Annotated in this window: 11 protein-coding genes; 7 read left to right on the top strand and 4 right to left on the bottom strand. The window is 72.7% G+C overall.

The window, feature by feature from the left end; translation table 11 throughout:
• The first annotated feature begins 84 nt into the window (after positions 1-84).
• Complete coding sequence (locus tag ACZ5Y0_RS04920) at positions 85-1362, top strand: amino acid deaminase (RefSeq protein WP_469127194.1); 1278 nt, start codon at positions 85-87, stop codon at positions 1360-1362.
• Positions 1363-1390: 28 nt separating this feature from the next.
• A complete protein-coding gene (locus ACZ5Y0_RS04915; protein WP_469127193.1) occupies positions 1391-3007 on the top strand; it encodes an N-acyl-D-amino-acid deacylase family protein in 1617 nt (538 codons plus the stop codon).
• A gap of 21 nt (positions 3008-3028) precedes the next feature.
• On the opposite strand, the gene ACZ5Y0_RS04910 is transcribed toward ACZ5Y0_RS04915, so the two are convergent.
• Both ACZ5Y0_RS04910 and ACZ5Y0_RS04905 read right to left on the bottom strand, forming a co-directional pair.
• Complete coding sequence (locus ACZ5Y0_RS04910; RefSeq protein ID WP_469127192.1) at positions 3029-3949, bottom strand: trypsin-like serine peptidase; 921 nt, start codon at positions 3947-3949, stop codon at positions 3029-3031.
• Between the two features lie 242 nt (positions 3950-4191).
• On the bottom strand, positions 4192-4851 hold the full coding sequence (locus ACZ5Y0_RS04905; RefSeq protein ID WP_469127191.1) for a hypothetical protein: 660 nt from the start codon (positions 4849-4851) through the stop codon (positions 4192-4194).
• Positions 4852-4974: 123 nt separating this feature from the next.
• Between ACZ5Y0_RS04905 and ACZ5Y0_RS04900 the strand changes: the two genes are divergently transcribed.
• Positions 4975-6186, top strand: a complete 1212-nt coding sequence (locus ACZ5Y0_RS04900) for a pyridoxal phosphate-dependent aminotransferase (protein ID WP_469127190.1) — start codon at positions 4975-4977, stop codon at positions 6184-6186.
• 102 nt (positions 6187-6288) lie between these two features.
• Positions 6289-6702 carry an SCO4983 family protein gene (locus ACZ5Y0_RS04895; protein WP_469127189.1) on the top strand — a complete coding sequence of 138 codons (414 nt, stop codon included), beginning with the start codon at positions 6289-6291 and terminating at the stop codon, positions 6700-6702.
• 668 nt (positions 6703-7370) lie between these two features.
• Here ACZ5Y0_RS04895 and ACZ5Y0_RS04890 read toward each other — a convergent pair.
• The gene (locus tag ACZ5Y0_RS04890) at positions 7371-9194 is read right to left on the bottom strand and encodes a phosphoenolpyruvate carboxykinase (GTP) (RefSeq protein WP_469127188.1); all 1824 of its coding nucleotides are present in this window, start codon (positions 9192-9194) and stop codon (positions 7371-7373) included.
• A gap of 290 nt (positions 9195-9484) precedes the next feature.
• On the opposite strand from ACZ5Y0_RS04890, the gene trhA reads away from it, so the two are divergent.
• Positions 9485-10198: a PAQR family membrane homeostasis protein TrhA gene (gene trhA, locus ACZ5Y0_RS04885; RefSeq protein WP_469127187.1), complete on the top strand. Its 714-nt coding sequence runs from the start codon at positions 9485-9487 to the stop codon at positions 10196-10198.
• Positions 10199-10394: 196 nt separating this feature from the next.
• Complete coding sequence (locus tag ACZ5Y0_RS04880; RefSeq protein ID WP_469127186.1) at positions 10395-11120, top strand: Mut7-C RNAse domain-containing protein; 726 nt, start codon at positions 10395-10397, stop codon at positions 11118-11120.
• On the opposite strand, the gene ACZ5Y0_RS04875 is transcribed toward ACZ5Y0_RS04880, so the two are convergent.
• Complete coding sequence (locus ACZ5Y0_RS04875) at positions 11117-11617, bottom strand: galactose oxidase-like domain-containing protein (RefSeq protein ID WP_469127185.1); 501 nt, start codon at positions 11615-11617, stop codon at positions 11117-11119. The two genes, ACZ5Y0_RS04880 and ACZ5Y0_RS04875, sit on opposite strands and share 4 nt — an antisense overlap.
• Before the next feature lie 274 nt (positions 11618-11891).
• Here ACZ5Y0_RS04875 and ACZ5Y0_RS04870 point away from each other — a divergent pair, with 274 nt between their 5' ends.
• Positions 11892-14651: an AfsR/SARP family transcriptional regulator gene (locus ACZ5Y0_RS04870; protein ID WP_469127184.1), complete on the top strand. Its 2760-nt coding sequence runs from the start codon at positions 11892-11894 to the stop codon at positions 14649-14651.
• The last annotated feature ends 80 nt before the right edge of the window (positions 14652-14731 follow it).

Genomic DNA, 14731 nt, shown 5'->3' with positions numbered 1-14731 from the left:
CGCTGGCCGAGATGTTAGACAGCGGTCAGCGACATACGCAATGAGCGTTGCACAAGACGCAACACACCACTTCTGGAGGCTCGTATGGCCCTCGACCCCGGAGCCGAAGCGCTCGCACGGCTCGCGGAGGAGCGCGTCGACCACCGTTTCAAGGGCCTCCCGCCGGACGCCGACGGTCTGACGGTCGGCGAGCTGGCCGCCCAGCGCCGCAACCTCTTCACCGGCGGTTTCACCACGCCCGTCCTCGCGCTGTCCGCCGAGCGCCTGGAGCACAACCTGCGGCTCATGGAGACGTACGCGGCCCGGCACGGCCTCGCCTTCGCCCCGCACGGCAAGACCTCCATGGCGCCGCGGCTGTTCCAGCGGCAGATCGAGCACGGCGCCTGGGGCATCACCCTCGCCGTCCCCCACCAGGTCCGCGTGGCGCGGGCCTACGGCGTCCAGCGGATCTTCCTCGCCAACGAACTGGTGGACCCGGCGGCCCTGCGCTGGATCGCCTCGGAACTGGCCGCCGACCCCGGCTTCTCCTTGGTCTGTTACGTCGACTCCGTGCGCGGGGTGGAGCTGATGGACGCGGCCCTGCGCGGGGCGGCCCGCCCGCTGGACGTGGTCGTGGAACTGGCCGCCGGCGAGGGCGCCCGCACCGGGGTCCGCACGGAGGCGGAGTGCGCGGCGGTGGCGGACGCGGTGGCCGCCGCGCCGACCCTGCGGCTGGTGGGCGTGGCGGGCTACGAGGGCGAGGTCCCGCGGGCCGATCCGCAGCGCGTGCGGGCCTGGCTGAGCCGACTGGTGGCGCTGGCCGTGGACTTCGACAGGGCGGGCCGGTTCGCTGACGCGGCGGAGATCGTGGTCAGCGCGGGCGGCAGCGCCTGGTTCGACGCGGTCGCCGACGTCTTCGCCGGCATTCCCGAACTCTCCTCGCCGGTACTCAAGCTGCTGCGCTCCGGCGCCTACGTCTCGCACGACGACGGCCACTACCGGAAGATCACGCCCTTCAACCGCGTCCCCGAAGAGGGCGCCCTGGAACCGGCGTTGCGACTCTGGGCGCAGGTGGTGTCCCGGCCGTCCGCCGAGCAGGCCTTCGTGAACGCCGGCAAGCGGGACGCGGCGTACGACCTCGATCTGCCCTCCGTCCAGGTCGTACGCCGGGACGGCGGCGAACGCCCGGCGGCCGGCGTCGAGGTCAGCGCCCTGTCCGACCAGCACGCCTGGCTGCGGACCGCCCCCGACGCGGAACTGGAGGTGGGCGACTGGGTCGGCCTCGGCCTCTCCCACCCGTGCACGTCCTTCGACAAGTGGCAGCTGATCCCGCTGGCCGAGGCGGACGGCACGGTCGTCGACTACATCCGTACGTTCTTCTAACCCGTACGTTCGTGAGGGAGGTTCGGTCATGGAAGCTCTGGTCATCCGGGACGCGGACGTCGTCGACGGCACGGGCGCGGACTCCTACCGCGCCGACGTGGTGGTCGACGGCGGCAGGATCGTCTCCATCGTCAGGGAGGCGGCGGCCGCGGGCTGCCAGCGTCCGAAGGCGGTCCGCGAACTGGACGCCGAGGGACTGGTCCTCTCCCCCGGCTTCATCGACATGCACGCCCACAGCGATCTCGCCCTGCTGCGCGACCCCGACCACAGCGCGAAGGCCGCGCAGGGCGTGACCCTGGAAGTACTGGGCCAGGACGGCCTGTCGTACGCGCCGGTCGACGACCGCACGCTCGACGGGGTGCGCCGGGCCATCGCCGGCTGGAACGGTCCCGGCGACGACATCGACTTCGACTGGCGGTCGGTGGGCGAGTACCTCGACCGGCTGGACCGTGGCATCGCCGTCAACGCCGCCTATCTCGTCCCCCAGGGCACCGTCCGCGCGCTCGCCGTCGGCTGGGACGACCGCGAGGCGACCCCCCGCGAGCTGGACCGGATGCGGCGCCTGGTCGCCGAGGGCCTGGAACAGGGCGCGGTCGGCATGTCCTCCGGGCTGACCTACACGCCCGGCATGTACGCCGAGAACACCGAACTCACCGAGCTGGGCCGGGTGGTGGCCTCGTACGGCGGCTACTACTGCCCGCACCACCGTTCCTACGGCGCCGGGGCCCTGGAGGCGTACGCGGAGATGGTCCAGCTGGCCCGGCAAGCCGGCTGCCCGCTCCACCTCGCCCACGCCACCATGAACTTCGGGGTGAACGAGGGCCGGGCGCCCGAACTGCTGGCCCTGCTGGACGACGCGCTGGCCGACGGAGCCGACATCACCCTCGACACGTATCCCTACACCGCCGGCTGCACCACCCTCGCGGCGCTGCTGCCGAGCTGGGCGAGCGAGGGCGGTCCGCCGGAGATCCTGCGCCGGCTGACGGACGACGGGACCGCCGAGCGGATCCGCCACGACCTGGAGACGGTGGGCTCGGACGGCTGCCACGGCGTGCCGGTCGACTGGGACACCATCGAGATCTCGGGTGTCGGCGGTGCCGCACTCGGTGAGTACGTCGGCCGCACGGTCCGGGAGTCGGCGGCGCTGCGCGGCGAGGCACCCTGGACGACGGCCCGCCGGCTGCTGGTCGAGGACCGGCTCGCCACGGCGATCCTCCAGCACGTCGGCCACGAGGAGAACGTCCGCGCCATCATGCGCCACCGCGTCCACACCGGCGGCTCGGACGGCATCCTCCAGGGCACCAAGCCCCACCCTCGCGCGTACGGCACCTTCCCGCAGTATCTCGGGCGGTACGTGCGGGAGTTGGGCGTGCTGTCGCTGGAGGAGTGCGTCGCCCGCCTCACCGGCCGTCCGGCGGCCCGCCTGCGGCTGCCGGACCGGGGTCTGGTCCGCGAGGGCCACCGGGCGGACCTGGTCCTGTTCGACCCGCGGACGGTGGCGGCGGGCTCCACCTACGACGCGCCGCGCACGCCGCCCACCGGCATCCCGTACGTGCTGATCGACGGCCGGTTCGTCATCGAGGACGGCCGGCGGACGGACGTCCTGGCCGGGCGGGCGGTCCGTCGCACCCCCGTGTCCGGGTGACGGACCGCCCCCGCGCGTCTCCTACGGCTTGGGCAGGGCGCACCCGGCCGCGCTCAGGTTCAGCTGGTTGCGGGTCGTGAAGCAGGCGGGGAACTGGTAGGTCTGCTGGGCGTAGTTGATGCCCTGACGGACGGTGACGTTGCCGCTCGCGTCGACCTCGCAGGGGTTGTTCACCGTGCAGGACTCGCCGTCCTCGTTGCCGGTGTTGTTGACGGCGACGACCTTGCCGGTGGACTGGTCGATCACCGGCGAGCCCGAGGTGCCGCCGATGGTCTGGCAGGCGGAGGTGTAGCGGACCGAGTCCTTCCAGGTCCAGTCGCCCTCCTTGATGCGGTACACGAACCCGTCGATGTTGCAGCTGTAGAGCCGCTTCCAGTAGCCGGAAGCGACGGTGATCGCGGTGCCGGCGGTGGGGTGCGTGTCCTGCACGGTGAGCGCGCTGATGCCGTACGAGCCGCGGATCGTCGCGTAGGTGCTGGTGAGCTGGTAGACGGTGGCGTCCGTGTCGGTCATCGTCGAGTAGGCGATCTTGCTGGCCCGCAGGGTCGCCACCCGGGTGCCGGCGGAGTTGAGCAGCCCGAAGGTGCGGCTGGAGGTCCGGTTGACGATGACCTGACCCGGCGCCGGGAATCCGGTCTCCAGGCAGTGGCCGTTGGTGAGGACCAGTGCCGGGTCGGTGTCGAGCGAGTTCGGGAAGCGGACCAGGGAGCCGGAACAGTTGCTCAGCGCGACGGTCCCGGCCAGGGTGACGGCCCGGAGGGCCGGCGACGCGGCCGCCTTCGTCCCCGCCGCGTCCGCGACCGACAGTGCCTTGTGCACCGGGTTCACAGGGTTCACAGGGTTCACAGGGTTCACGGGGTGCACGGGCGCCGCGACCGCGGGTGCCGCGCCGGCCCCGGCGATGGCCAGGGCGATGAGCGCGGCGACGAGAGGCTTTCTCATGTGGGGGTCCCCTCCGACGACAAGGCGACCGGAGATCTTCCGGTCGCCGCTGCTGTGTCACGCGCCATGGATCACGCGCGCCTTTGTCATGCGCATTGTTAGTGCACGGGAGGGGGAGGACAAGGATCACTTTTCAGCCGCGGGCGCGACCGGGCGGGCGGGCAGCCGGCCGACGGTGGGCCGCTGGACGGTCGTGCCGGGGGGCCACGTCGCTTCAGCGCGGCCCGACGCTCTCCGGCGCCCTACCGCCGCCCCTTGCCCCGCCCTTTGGCGTTCCCTCTGCCGGAGTCGGCGACGGGGGTGGAGGCGGCGTCCGTCGGCACGGAACTCGTGCCGGGACCGGCCGAAGGGGACACCTCCGGCGCCTTGGAGGCCGTGGCACCCGACGAAGGAGTGCCTTCCTCGCCGACGGGGGACGCCCCGCTCCCGGCGGCCGGTCCGGTCGCCGACCCGGCACCCGACCCGGTGTTCGGCCCGGCATCCGTCTCCGGAGGCAGGGACGGGGCCTCCGGTTCGCCGGCCCCGGCCGTCTCCGCCGCCGACCGGGTGCCCTCCGGACGCCCCTTCTCCGGCTCGTCCGGCGAGCCGGAGAAGGCGAAGCCCGCGACCAGCGCGGCCACGGTCACGACGCCCACCGCGCCGACGGCGGCGACGGCGCGACGACGCCCACGATCGGCCCGCCGCCGGTCCGCGCGTCCGCCGGGCACCTGTGGGTCGTACCCCTGCGGGCCCGGCGCCAGCGCCGCACGGGGCAGCTCGCCGGTCTCGTCGTAGGCGCTCTCCCACCCGTGCGCCGCGGCCGGATCCCGGTACGCCTCGTACGGCGGCGGGTCGGTCTCGGCGTACGGGAGGTACACGTTCGGCTGAACCGGGGGGTTCGCGCTCTCACCTGGCCTGGGCATGGCCGGGGATTGTAGGGATGCGGGGCCCCGCAGGACAGCGAACGGCGATATCGCCGCAAACCCGGCGTCTCACGTGGCGGAAAACACGCCCCGAGGGGCGTTACCGGGCCGTAAGCTCCCTTCATGCAGGTGATCCAGTCGACCAAGCTCAGCAACGTCTGTTACGAGATCCGGGGCCCGGTTCTCGAAGAGGCGATGCGCCTGGAGGCGGCGGGACACCGCATCCTCAAGCTGAACACCGGCAATCCGGCCGCGTTCGGCTTCGACTGCCCGCCGGAGATCCTGGAGGACATCCTCCGCAACGTCTCCTCGGCCCACGGTTACGGCGACGCCAAGGGCCTGCTGGCCGCGCGCCGCGCCGTGGTCATGCACAACCAGACGCTGGGCATCGAGACGGACGTCGAACACGTCTTCATCGGCAACGGCGTCTCCGAGCTGATCGTGATGGCGATGCAGGGCCTGCTGGACGACGGCGACGAGGTCCTCGTCCCGGCGCCCGACTACCCCCTGTGGACCGCCGCCGTGTCCCTCTCCGGCGGCACCGCCGTCCACTACCGCTGCGACGAGCAGTCCGACTGGATGCCGGACCTCGCGGACGTCGAGCGCAAGGTCACCGACCGCACCAAGGCCATCGTCATCATCAACCCGAACAACCCGACGGGCGCGGTGTACGACGAGGCGATGGTGCGGGGTCTGACCGACATCGCCCGCCGGCACAACCTGCTGGTCTGTTCGGACGAGATCTACGACAAGATCCTCTACGACGGTGCCACGCACACCCCGACCGCCAGGGTCGCGCCGGACCTGCTCACCCTCACCTTCAACGGCATGTCGAAGGCGTACCGGGTGGCCGGATACCGGGTCGGCTGGATGTCGATCTCGGGGCCGCGCGCCCACGCCGACTCCTACATCGAGGGTCTGACGATCCTGGCGAACATGCGCCTGTGCGCGAACATGCCGGGTCAGCACGGGGTCGTGGCCGCGCTCAGCGGGCGGCAGACGATCAACGAGCTGGTGCTGCCGGGCGGGCGGCTCAAGGAGCAGATGGACACGGCGTACGAGCTGCTGACGCGGATCCCGGGCGTGACGTGCGTCCGCCCGAAGGGGGCGCTGTATCTCTTCCCGCGCCTGGACCCGACGGTCTTCAAGATCAAGGACGACCGCCGGATGGTTCTCGACCTGCTGCGCCAGGAGAAGATCATGGTCGTCCAGGGCACCGGCTTCAACTGGCCGGAACCCGACCACTTCCGGGTGGTCACGCTGCCCACGGTGACGGACCTGCGGGACGCGGTCGGGCGGATCGGACGCTTCCTGGACGGCTACGGCCAACCCTGACGTCACGCTCCGCGTGCGTCCGGACCCGATCCTGAGATCGACTCAACTTTAGACGAATTCCAAGCTAGGATGGTTTCCTGTCAGCACACGGGAGGCCATCTCATGTATGAACCGATCCGCACCAAGTCGGTCCACAGCACGATGGCCGGCACCTCCGACTTCCCCCACCGGACGCGCGAGGAGGAGCTGGACATCCAGCTCGCGGGCCATCTCGCGGCGCTGCTCGCCGTCACCGACGACCTGCGTGCCCAGACCCCGTCCGCCGACCTGGACACCGCGGCCGAACGGCTCGCGCAACAGGTCGCCCGGCTCCGGGGAGGCGGGCCGCCGGCCCGCACCACGACCCCCGGCACGACCCGCTCCGCGGCCCTGCACCGACGGGCCCACACCCTCGCGGGACGCGCCCTGGTCGTCGCGGCGTCCCGTGCCGACACGGCGGCGGCGATCCTCGCGGCGGAACGCATGGACGCCCACACCGCGGCCCTGGCGACCGACACCCTGGCCGTCACCGCCTGACCCCACCGGGTCCCCCACACGGCCCCGGTCCGCGTGCACCCGAAGCGACGCGCGGACCGGGCGCCACGGTCTCGGCGCTCCGGCCGCATGGGCATGGAGCAGGCGAAGACGCGTGCGCTCGCCGAAGAGTCGGCGCACAGGCCGAGCGGCTACGGCTCGAAAGAGCCTGGAGCGCCGGGTCCGACCCGTCCGCTCCGATACCGGCTCCCCACCTGCTCGTCGATCCGCGCAGCGGCACCGTCGAGGCGCACTCCGAGCCGTGCAAGGCCCGCCACACGCGCCGGAACCGTCCATCTACGGCGACGTCCCGTTCGGCCCCCGGGCCGTGGAGACCGCCGGCCTCCGCCGCCACGGCACGGCCGGGACCGGCGCGCGCTGAGGGCCGGGCCGGCGACGGCGGACCGCCGGACCGTTGCGGAGCCTCGGCCCGCGACGGGCGGTCGGCGCCCCGACCGGGCCGTGGGCCGCGCCAGGAGAAGGAGCACACCATGGCGAAGGCCTGCCGCCGCCCGTTCCGTCGGGGCTGACGGGTGGGCGACGACAGGCCCGGGCCCCCCACGCCGTTGTGCGGGGCCTCGCCGGTCTGTGGTGCTGTCACCGCGGCCGGCCGTGACGATGTTGCTGGTCAGGGCACGATCGGAACCGGCCGCGGCGCTTTGGGGGGCTGGTCAGCCCAGGCGCTGCACCAGAGCGCGGTACTCGTCCCACAGCTCCTCGGGCGTGTGGTCGCCGAAGGTGTCGAGGTGCTCGGGGATGAGGGCGGCCTCCTCGCGCCAGATCTCCTTGTCGACGGTGAGGAGGAGGTCGAGGTCCTTCTCCGCGAGGTCGAGGCCCTCGGTGTCGAGGGCGCCCGGAGCCGGCAGGATGCCGATCGGGGTCTCGACACCTTCGGCCTTGCCGTCCAGCCGCTCGACGATCCACTTCAGGACGCGGGAGTTCTCGCCGAACCCGGGCCAGACGAACGTGCCGTCGTCGTCCTTGCGGAACCAGTTGACGTAGTAGATCTTGGGCAGCTTCGCCGGGTCCTTGTCCTTGGCGACGTCGACCCAGTGGCCCATGTAGTCGCCCATGTTGTAGCCGCAGAACGGCAGCATGGCGAAGGGGTCGCGGCGCAGCTCGCCGACCTTGCCCTCGGCGGCGGCGGTCTTCTCGGACGCCACGTTGGCGCCGAGGAAGACGCCGTGGTTCCAGTCGAAGGACTCGGTCACCAGCGGTACGGCGGTGGCGCGCCGGCCGCCGAAGAGGATCGCCGAGATCGGCACGCCCTTGGGGTCCTCCCACTCGGGCGCGATGATCGGGCACTGCGAGGCGGGGACGGTGAAGCGGGCGTTGGGGTGGGCGGCCGGGGTCTGCGACTCCGGTGTCCAGTCGTTGCCCTTCCAGTCCGTGAGGTGGGCGGGCGGCTCCTCGGTCATGCCCTCCCACCAGACGTCGCCGTCGTCGGTGAGGGCGACGTTGGTGAAGACCGCGTTGCCCCACAGCGTCTTCATCGCGTTGGCGTTGGTGTGCTCACCGGTGCCGGGCGCGACGCCGAAGAAGCCGGCCTCGGGGTTGATGGCGTACAGGCGGCCGTCCTCGCCGAACCGCATCCACGCGATGTCGTCGCCGATGGTCTCGACGGTCCAGCCGCGGGTGGTCGGCTCCAGCATGGCGAGGTTCGTCTTGCCGCAGGCGCTCGGGAAGGCGGCGGCGACGTACTTCGACTCGCCCTGCGGGGGCGTGAGCTTGAGGATCAGCATGTGCTCGGCGAGCCAGCCCTCGTCGCGGGCCATGACGGAGGCGATGCGCAGGGCGTAGCACTTCTTGCCGAGCAGGGCGTTGCCGCCGTAGCCGGAGCCGTAGGACCAGATCTCGCGGGTCTCGGGGAAGTGCGAGATGTACTTGGTGGTGTTGCACGGCCACGGCACGTCGTCCTCGCCCTCGGCCAGCGGCGCCCCGAGCGTGTGCACGGCACGCACGAAGAAGCCGTCGGAGCCGAGTTCGTCGAGGACGGGCTGCCCCATGCGGGTCATGGTGCGCATGGACACGGCGACGTAGGCGGAGTCGGTGATCTCGACGCCGATCGCGGACAGGTCCGAGCCCAGGGGGCCCATGCAGAACGGGACGACGTACATCGTCCGGCCCCTCATCGAGCCGCGGAAGACGCCCTTCTCGCCCTGGAAGATCTCCCGCATCTCGGCGGGGGCCTTCCAGTGGTTGGTCGGGCCCGCGTCCTCCTCCTTCTCGGAGCAGATGAAGGTGCGGTCCTCGACCCGGGCGACATCGGTCGGGTCGGATGCCGCGTAGTAGGAGTCGGGGCGCTTGACCGGGTCGAGTTTCCTGAAGGTTCCCTTGGCGACCAGCTCCTCGCACAGCCGCCGGTACTCGGCCTCGGATCCGTCACACCAGACCACGTTGTCCGGCTGGGTCAGTTCGGCGATCTCGTTGACCCACGAGATCAGTTCCTGGTGCTGGGTGGGGATGACGGGGGGAGCCGCGATGTCGCGCGCCACGATCGCTCCTAGGTGAGGGATTTTGTCCTTGTCTGCCCCGTGGGGGCCGCGGCCCGGATGCTTCGCAGCGAGCTGCTGAGCGCTCATCCGGTGCCGACCGCACTCATTTGATCATCCGACGCATGGGTGCATCTGTCCAGAGGGCGTCACAGATGAGCGGCGTGAGGCTCGCCACGTGCCCCTCGGCCACCCCTGCCACGTCCGCCGGGCGCGTGAGACGATGACCATTCGCGACCCCCATCTCGTCCGACCGACCGGTAACTTACGGTCCCGTAGGTACGATGGGCCGCATGACTGCGTCCGCCCCCGACGCGCCTACGGACACGCCGGCCGCCGGCCGCGGTCCCGTCGCGCTCTCCCTGCCGCATCCCGTCAAACCCAGGCTGCGCGGCTGGCTGCATCTCGGCATGTTCCCGGCAGCCCTGGTCGCAGGCCTCGTGCTCACCGCCCTCGCCGAGTCCACGCGTGGGCGCGTCGCCTGCGGCATCTTCGCCCTGACCGCCTGCCTGCTGTTCGGCGTGAGCGCGCTGTACCACCGGGGCAACTGGAGTCCCCGCGCGGACGGCGTCCTGCGCCGCCTGGATCACGCCAACATCTTCCTGATCATCGCGGGCACCTACACGCCGCTGACGATGCTGCTCCTGCCCGGCGGCAAGGGCGAGGCACTGCTCTGGGGCATCTGGGCGGCCGCCGCGGCGGGGATCGTCTTCCGCGTGTTCTGGGTCGGCGCCCCGCGCTGGCTCTACACACCCTGCTACATCGCGATGGGCTGGGCGGCCGTCTTCTTCCTGCCCGACTTCATGCGCGCCGGCGGCGTCGCCGTGCTGGTGCTGGTGGTCGTCGGCGGCCTCCTCTACAGCGCGGGCGGCGTGATCTACGGCATCAAGCGTCCCAACCCGTCACCGCGCTGGTTCGGCTTCCACGAGGTGTTCCACTCCCTCACGCTGGCCGCGTTCATCGCGCACTACGTCGGCATCTCACTGGTGGCGTACCGGCACGGGTAGATCCCGACCTCTTCCCCCAGGGGCCACGGCAGCCGAGCCGTGGCCCTTCTTCGTGCGCCGGGACGGTCACGTGGTCGACAGGAGGAGATCGTGCGGTCTCGCCGCCCTCGTAGCCCGTGCGCCGGACGTCCTGGAACACCGCCTCCGTAAGGAAAACCCCTGAGGTGACGTCGGGTCCCCGTGCCATCCTGACCAGGTGAACGCACCCGAGATCCGCGTCGAAGTCGCTCCCGAGCTGGCCCTGTTCGTTCCGCCCGCCCGTCGCACCGGCGCCACCGCCCTCGCCGTCGACGGCGTCTCGACCCTCGGCCATGTCGTCGAGTCCCTCGGGGTGCCCCTCACCGAGGTCGGCACCCTGCACGTCGACGGCCGCGAGGTGCCGGTCTCGCACGTCCCGGCCGACGGCGAGTCGGTGAGCGTACGCCCCGTCGCCCGCCCCCAGCGGGTGCCGGGCGCCCCCCTGCGCTTCCTCCTCGACGTCCACCTCGGCACGCTCGCCCGCCGGCTGCGGCTGCTCGGCGTGGACACGGCGTACGAGTCGGCCGACATCGGCGACCCGGCGCTCGCGGCCCGTTCGGCGGCCGAGCGGCGGGTCATGCTGAGCCGCGACCGCGGCCTGCTGCGCCGACGTGAGCTGTGGGCCGGCGCCTTCGTCTACAGCACCAGCCCCGAGGAGCAACTCCGCGACACCCTCGGCCGGTTCGCCCCCGAGCTGCGCCCCTGGACACGCTGCACCGCGTGCAACGGGCTGCTGCGCGAGGCCACCAAGGAAGAGGTCGCCGACCAGTTGCGGGGCGGCACGAGGAAGTCGTACGACGTGTTCGCGCGGTGTGCGGACTGCGGACGGGCCTACTGGAAGGGCGCGCACCACGAGCAGCTGGAGGGCATCGTGGAACGCGCCCTTCGGGAATTCGCGGGTTAGCGCTTCTTCCTCACGCCACCTTTCGCGCAAGCGATGCCGTCCCTGTCACGGTCCAGGCCGTGGCGGTCGCCGCCGGAGACCCTCAGCCCGGTGCCGTAGCCCTTCTCCCTGAGCCAGTCGCAGCGTTCGGCGACGGTGGGCACCTTCTTCGGGAAGGTCCATGGCACGCAATGGCTGATGGTGCCGTAGGAGTGGTCGCAGCCGTCGGAGCCGGCGGGCATCTCGACGCCTTCGTGGCCCAGGTGGTTCCGGTGGTCACGGTGGTCGGTGCTCTCCGGTACCGCGGTGTCCGTCCCGCTCGCGGGGGCGGCCCGGAGGTCCTCCGCGAAGTCCTGCACCCGGGGCGCCGCGACCTGGCCGGCCGCTCCGATCCGCACCCACTTCGACACCGACGGCACGCCGTCCGCGTCGACGACCGACAGCATGTACCAGCCGGGCGGGGCCAGGTCGGGGTTGCTGGTGAGGCTGAGGTCGACGGTGTCACCGTCGACCGTCATCGGCAGGTCGACGTAGCGCTGGTTGGGGTCGGAGGAGTGGGCCGGGTCCTGAGCGTCGGCGACAACCCGGGCGACGGCTCCTTCGACCAGCGGGTGTCCCTCTACCAGCCGCCGTACCTGTTCACAGGGGCGACCGCCCGCGGATCACCTCGGTGGCCAGTACGCACTGGACCTACGGCACCGACCAACGCATCACGGCGCACTGGTTCCCTGACGCCTGCACCCGGCACGTATCCTGAACCGTTCACTGCACGGGGGGAAGAGGAGCGCGTTCGTGGAGTTCCGGCTGCTCGGAACAGTCGCGGTGGCCACCGGGAGCGGCGAGCTGCCGCTCGGCCCGACCAAACGGCGCAGCCTGCTCGCGGCACTGCTGCTGCGCCCCAACACCGCCGTACCGCTGGTGCAGCTGATCGACGCGGTCTGGCCGGAGGACCCGCCCGCACGTGCCCGTACCGTCGCCCAGGGCCACATCTCACGGCTGCGTGCCCTGCTCGCGCAGGGAGGGGCCGAGGACTACGGCGTACACCTGCTGACGCGCGGCCACGCCTACGTGCTGGAGATGCCGGAGTCGCTGCTGGACGCGCACCGCTTCGAGGAACTCGTCCGGCTGGCCCGCGACCAGCGCGACGCGTCGGACGCCGCCGCGATGCTGCGTGAGGCTCTGTCGCTGTGGCGTGGTCCCGCACTCGTCGGGGTCGCCACGAACGGCCCGCTGCGGGTGGCCGCGCACGGACTGGAGGAGGCCCGCCTCTCCGCCGTGGAGCAACTCGCCCTGCGCTACGGGGAGACCGGCGACCATCCGAAGGCGGCGGCGGTCCTGCACGCGGAGTCGGAGGCGCACCCGATGCGGGAGTCCCTGGCCGCCGCCCTGATGCGCGCGCTGTACCGGGCGGGCCGTCAGTCCGACGCCCTCGACCACTACCACCGCACCCGCACCCTGCTCGCCGACGAACTGGGCGTGGATCCCGGCCGGGCACTGCGGGAGGCGTACACGGAGATCCTGACCGGTGACGGCGGGCAGACCCGGCCCACGCCGGCCTCCGCGACCGCCGGCCCGCCGGAGACGCCGGAAGCCACTCGGCCGCCGGTCGACGCCACCACGCCTTCCGCACGGGCCCACGGCACCGCCCCCGATCTGCTCCCACGTCCCCCGCGCGGCTTCACCGGCCGGGCCGACGAACTCGACGCGCTCACCCGGGCCACCGCCCACCCCGAAGCCGTGGTCGTCATCACCGGCCCAGCGGGCGTCGGCAAGACCTCCCTGGCGCTGCACTGGGCCCACCGCAACGCCGCCCGCTACGACGGTGTCCTCTTCGCCGACCTGCGCGGCTTCAGCGGTGAGAGCGCTCCGCCGGAGACCGGGGACGTCCTGCGCGAGTTCCTCATCGCCCTCGGCGTCCCCCCGCGCGACCTGCCCGAGACCCCCGGCGCGCTCACCGCCCGTTACCGCACCCTCACCGAGCAGCGCCGCGTCCTCGTCGTCCTCGACAACGCCCCGGCCACCTCCCACGTCCGGCCCCTGCTGCCGGCCGGTCCCGACTGCGCCGCCCTCGTCACCTCGCGCCTGCGCCTCGACGGACTCGCCGTCAGCGACCTGGCCCGCACCGTCGGCCTCGACGTCCTCGGCCCCCACGCCTCCGCCGCCCTGCTCGCCGCCGCGACCGGCGCCGACACCGCCGCCCGGCTCGCCGCCGAACCCCAGGCCGCCGCCCGCCTCGCCGCCCTCTGCGCGGGCCTGCCGCTCGCCCTGCGCGTCACGGCGGCCCGGCTCGCCGCCCGGCCCGGACTGCCGATCGCCGACCTGGCCGCCGAACTCGCCGACGAACAGCGCAGGCTGGCCCTCCTGGAGGTCGACGACACCGGAGTCGCCGCCGCTCTCCGCCTCACCCTGCACACCCTGCCCCCGCATGCGACCGACCTGTTCAGCGGGCTCGGCGCGCTGCCCGGCCCGGAGGTGGACCGGTACGCGGCGGCCGCGATCGCCGCCACCACGCCCGCCGCCGCGGCCGAGTCCCTGGCCCGGCTCGCCGACGCCCACCTGCTCACCGAGCGCGCCCCCGGCCGCTACGCGATGCACGACCTCGTACGCCTCTACGCGCGCCGGCTCGCCGAAGAGGCCCGGCAGGACGGCGCGGACCCCGACCTGCTCCCCCGCCTCCTCGACCACTACGTGCGCGCCGCACTCGCCGCCGCGGCCGCCGCCGAGCCCGACGACCGCCCCTGCTGCGCACTCCCGGACGACCCGCGCCCCGACCACGGCACCCCCCGTTTCACCGGCCGTGCCGACGCGTTCGCCTGGTACGCCGCCCAGCGCGAGAACCTCGCCGCCGCCACCGCCGCCGCACGGACCGCCGGACTCGACGATCGGGCGTGGCGGCTGGTGGTGCTCCAGTGGCCGTACATCTGCGGTTACGTCCGCGACGAATGGGCGCCGCTGCTCGAACAGGGCCTGGCCGCCGCCGTCGCGGTCGGCGATCCGGACGCCGAGTCCAAGGTGCGGGCCCTGTACGGCTGGGTGCTCACCGAGGAGGGACGCCTGCCGGAGGCACTGACCCACCTGGAGCTGGCGCCCGGTCTCGCGGCCCGCGCGGGCGACCCGTGCAGCGAGGCAACCGCCCTGGTGAACCTCGCCATCGCCCTCGACCGCAGCGGGGTGGGCGACGCCTCCCTCGGCCACGTCGAGCGCGCGCTCGACCTCGCCCGCGCCGAGGGCGACATCCTCACCGAGCTGCTCGCCCTGGAGCAGCGGGCCGGCCAGCTCCTCGCCCGCGACGACCACCAGGGCGTCCTCGCCTGCGCGGAACGCGGGCTGTCCCTGACCGGCGCCGGCGGTGAGGGCCTGGCCGTGCTGCGGCAGATCACCCTGCGCATCGCACGGGGCACCGCGCTGTCCGCGCTCGGTGAACCGGAGCGGGCCCGAGCCGCCCTTCTCCAGGCCCGCGACGAGGCCGCGGCGCGCGGCTTCGACAAGGGCGTACGAGAGGCGAACGCCCAGCTCGAAGGGTACGGCGACGGAACGGCGACGGGGCGATAGCGCGAGGGCGACGAAACGGCGACCCCGAAGGGCAATGTGGTCTCCAGACCGCACAAGCCACTCCACGGGCAGCCCGCCAC

The organism is Streptomyces sp. NPDC033216, assembly GCF_055577115.1.
This window is presented reverse-complemented; position numbering and strand designations above follow the sequence as displayed.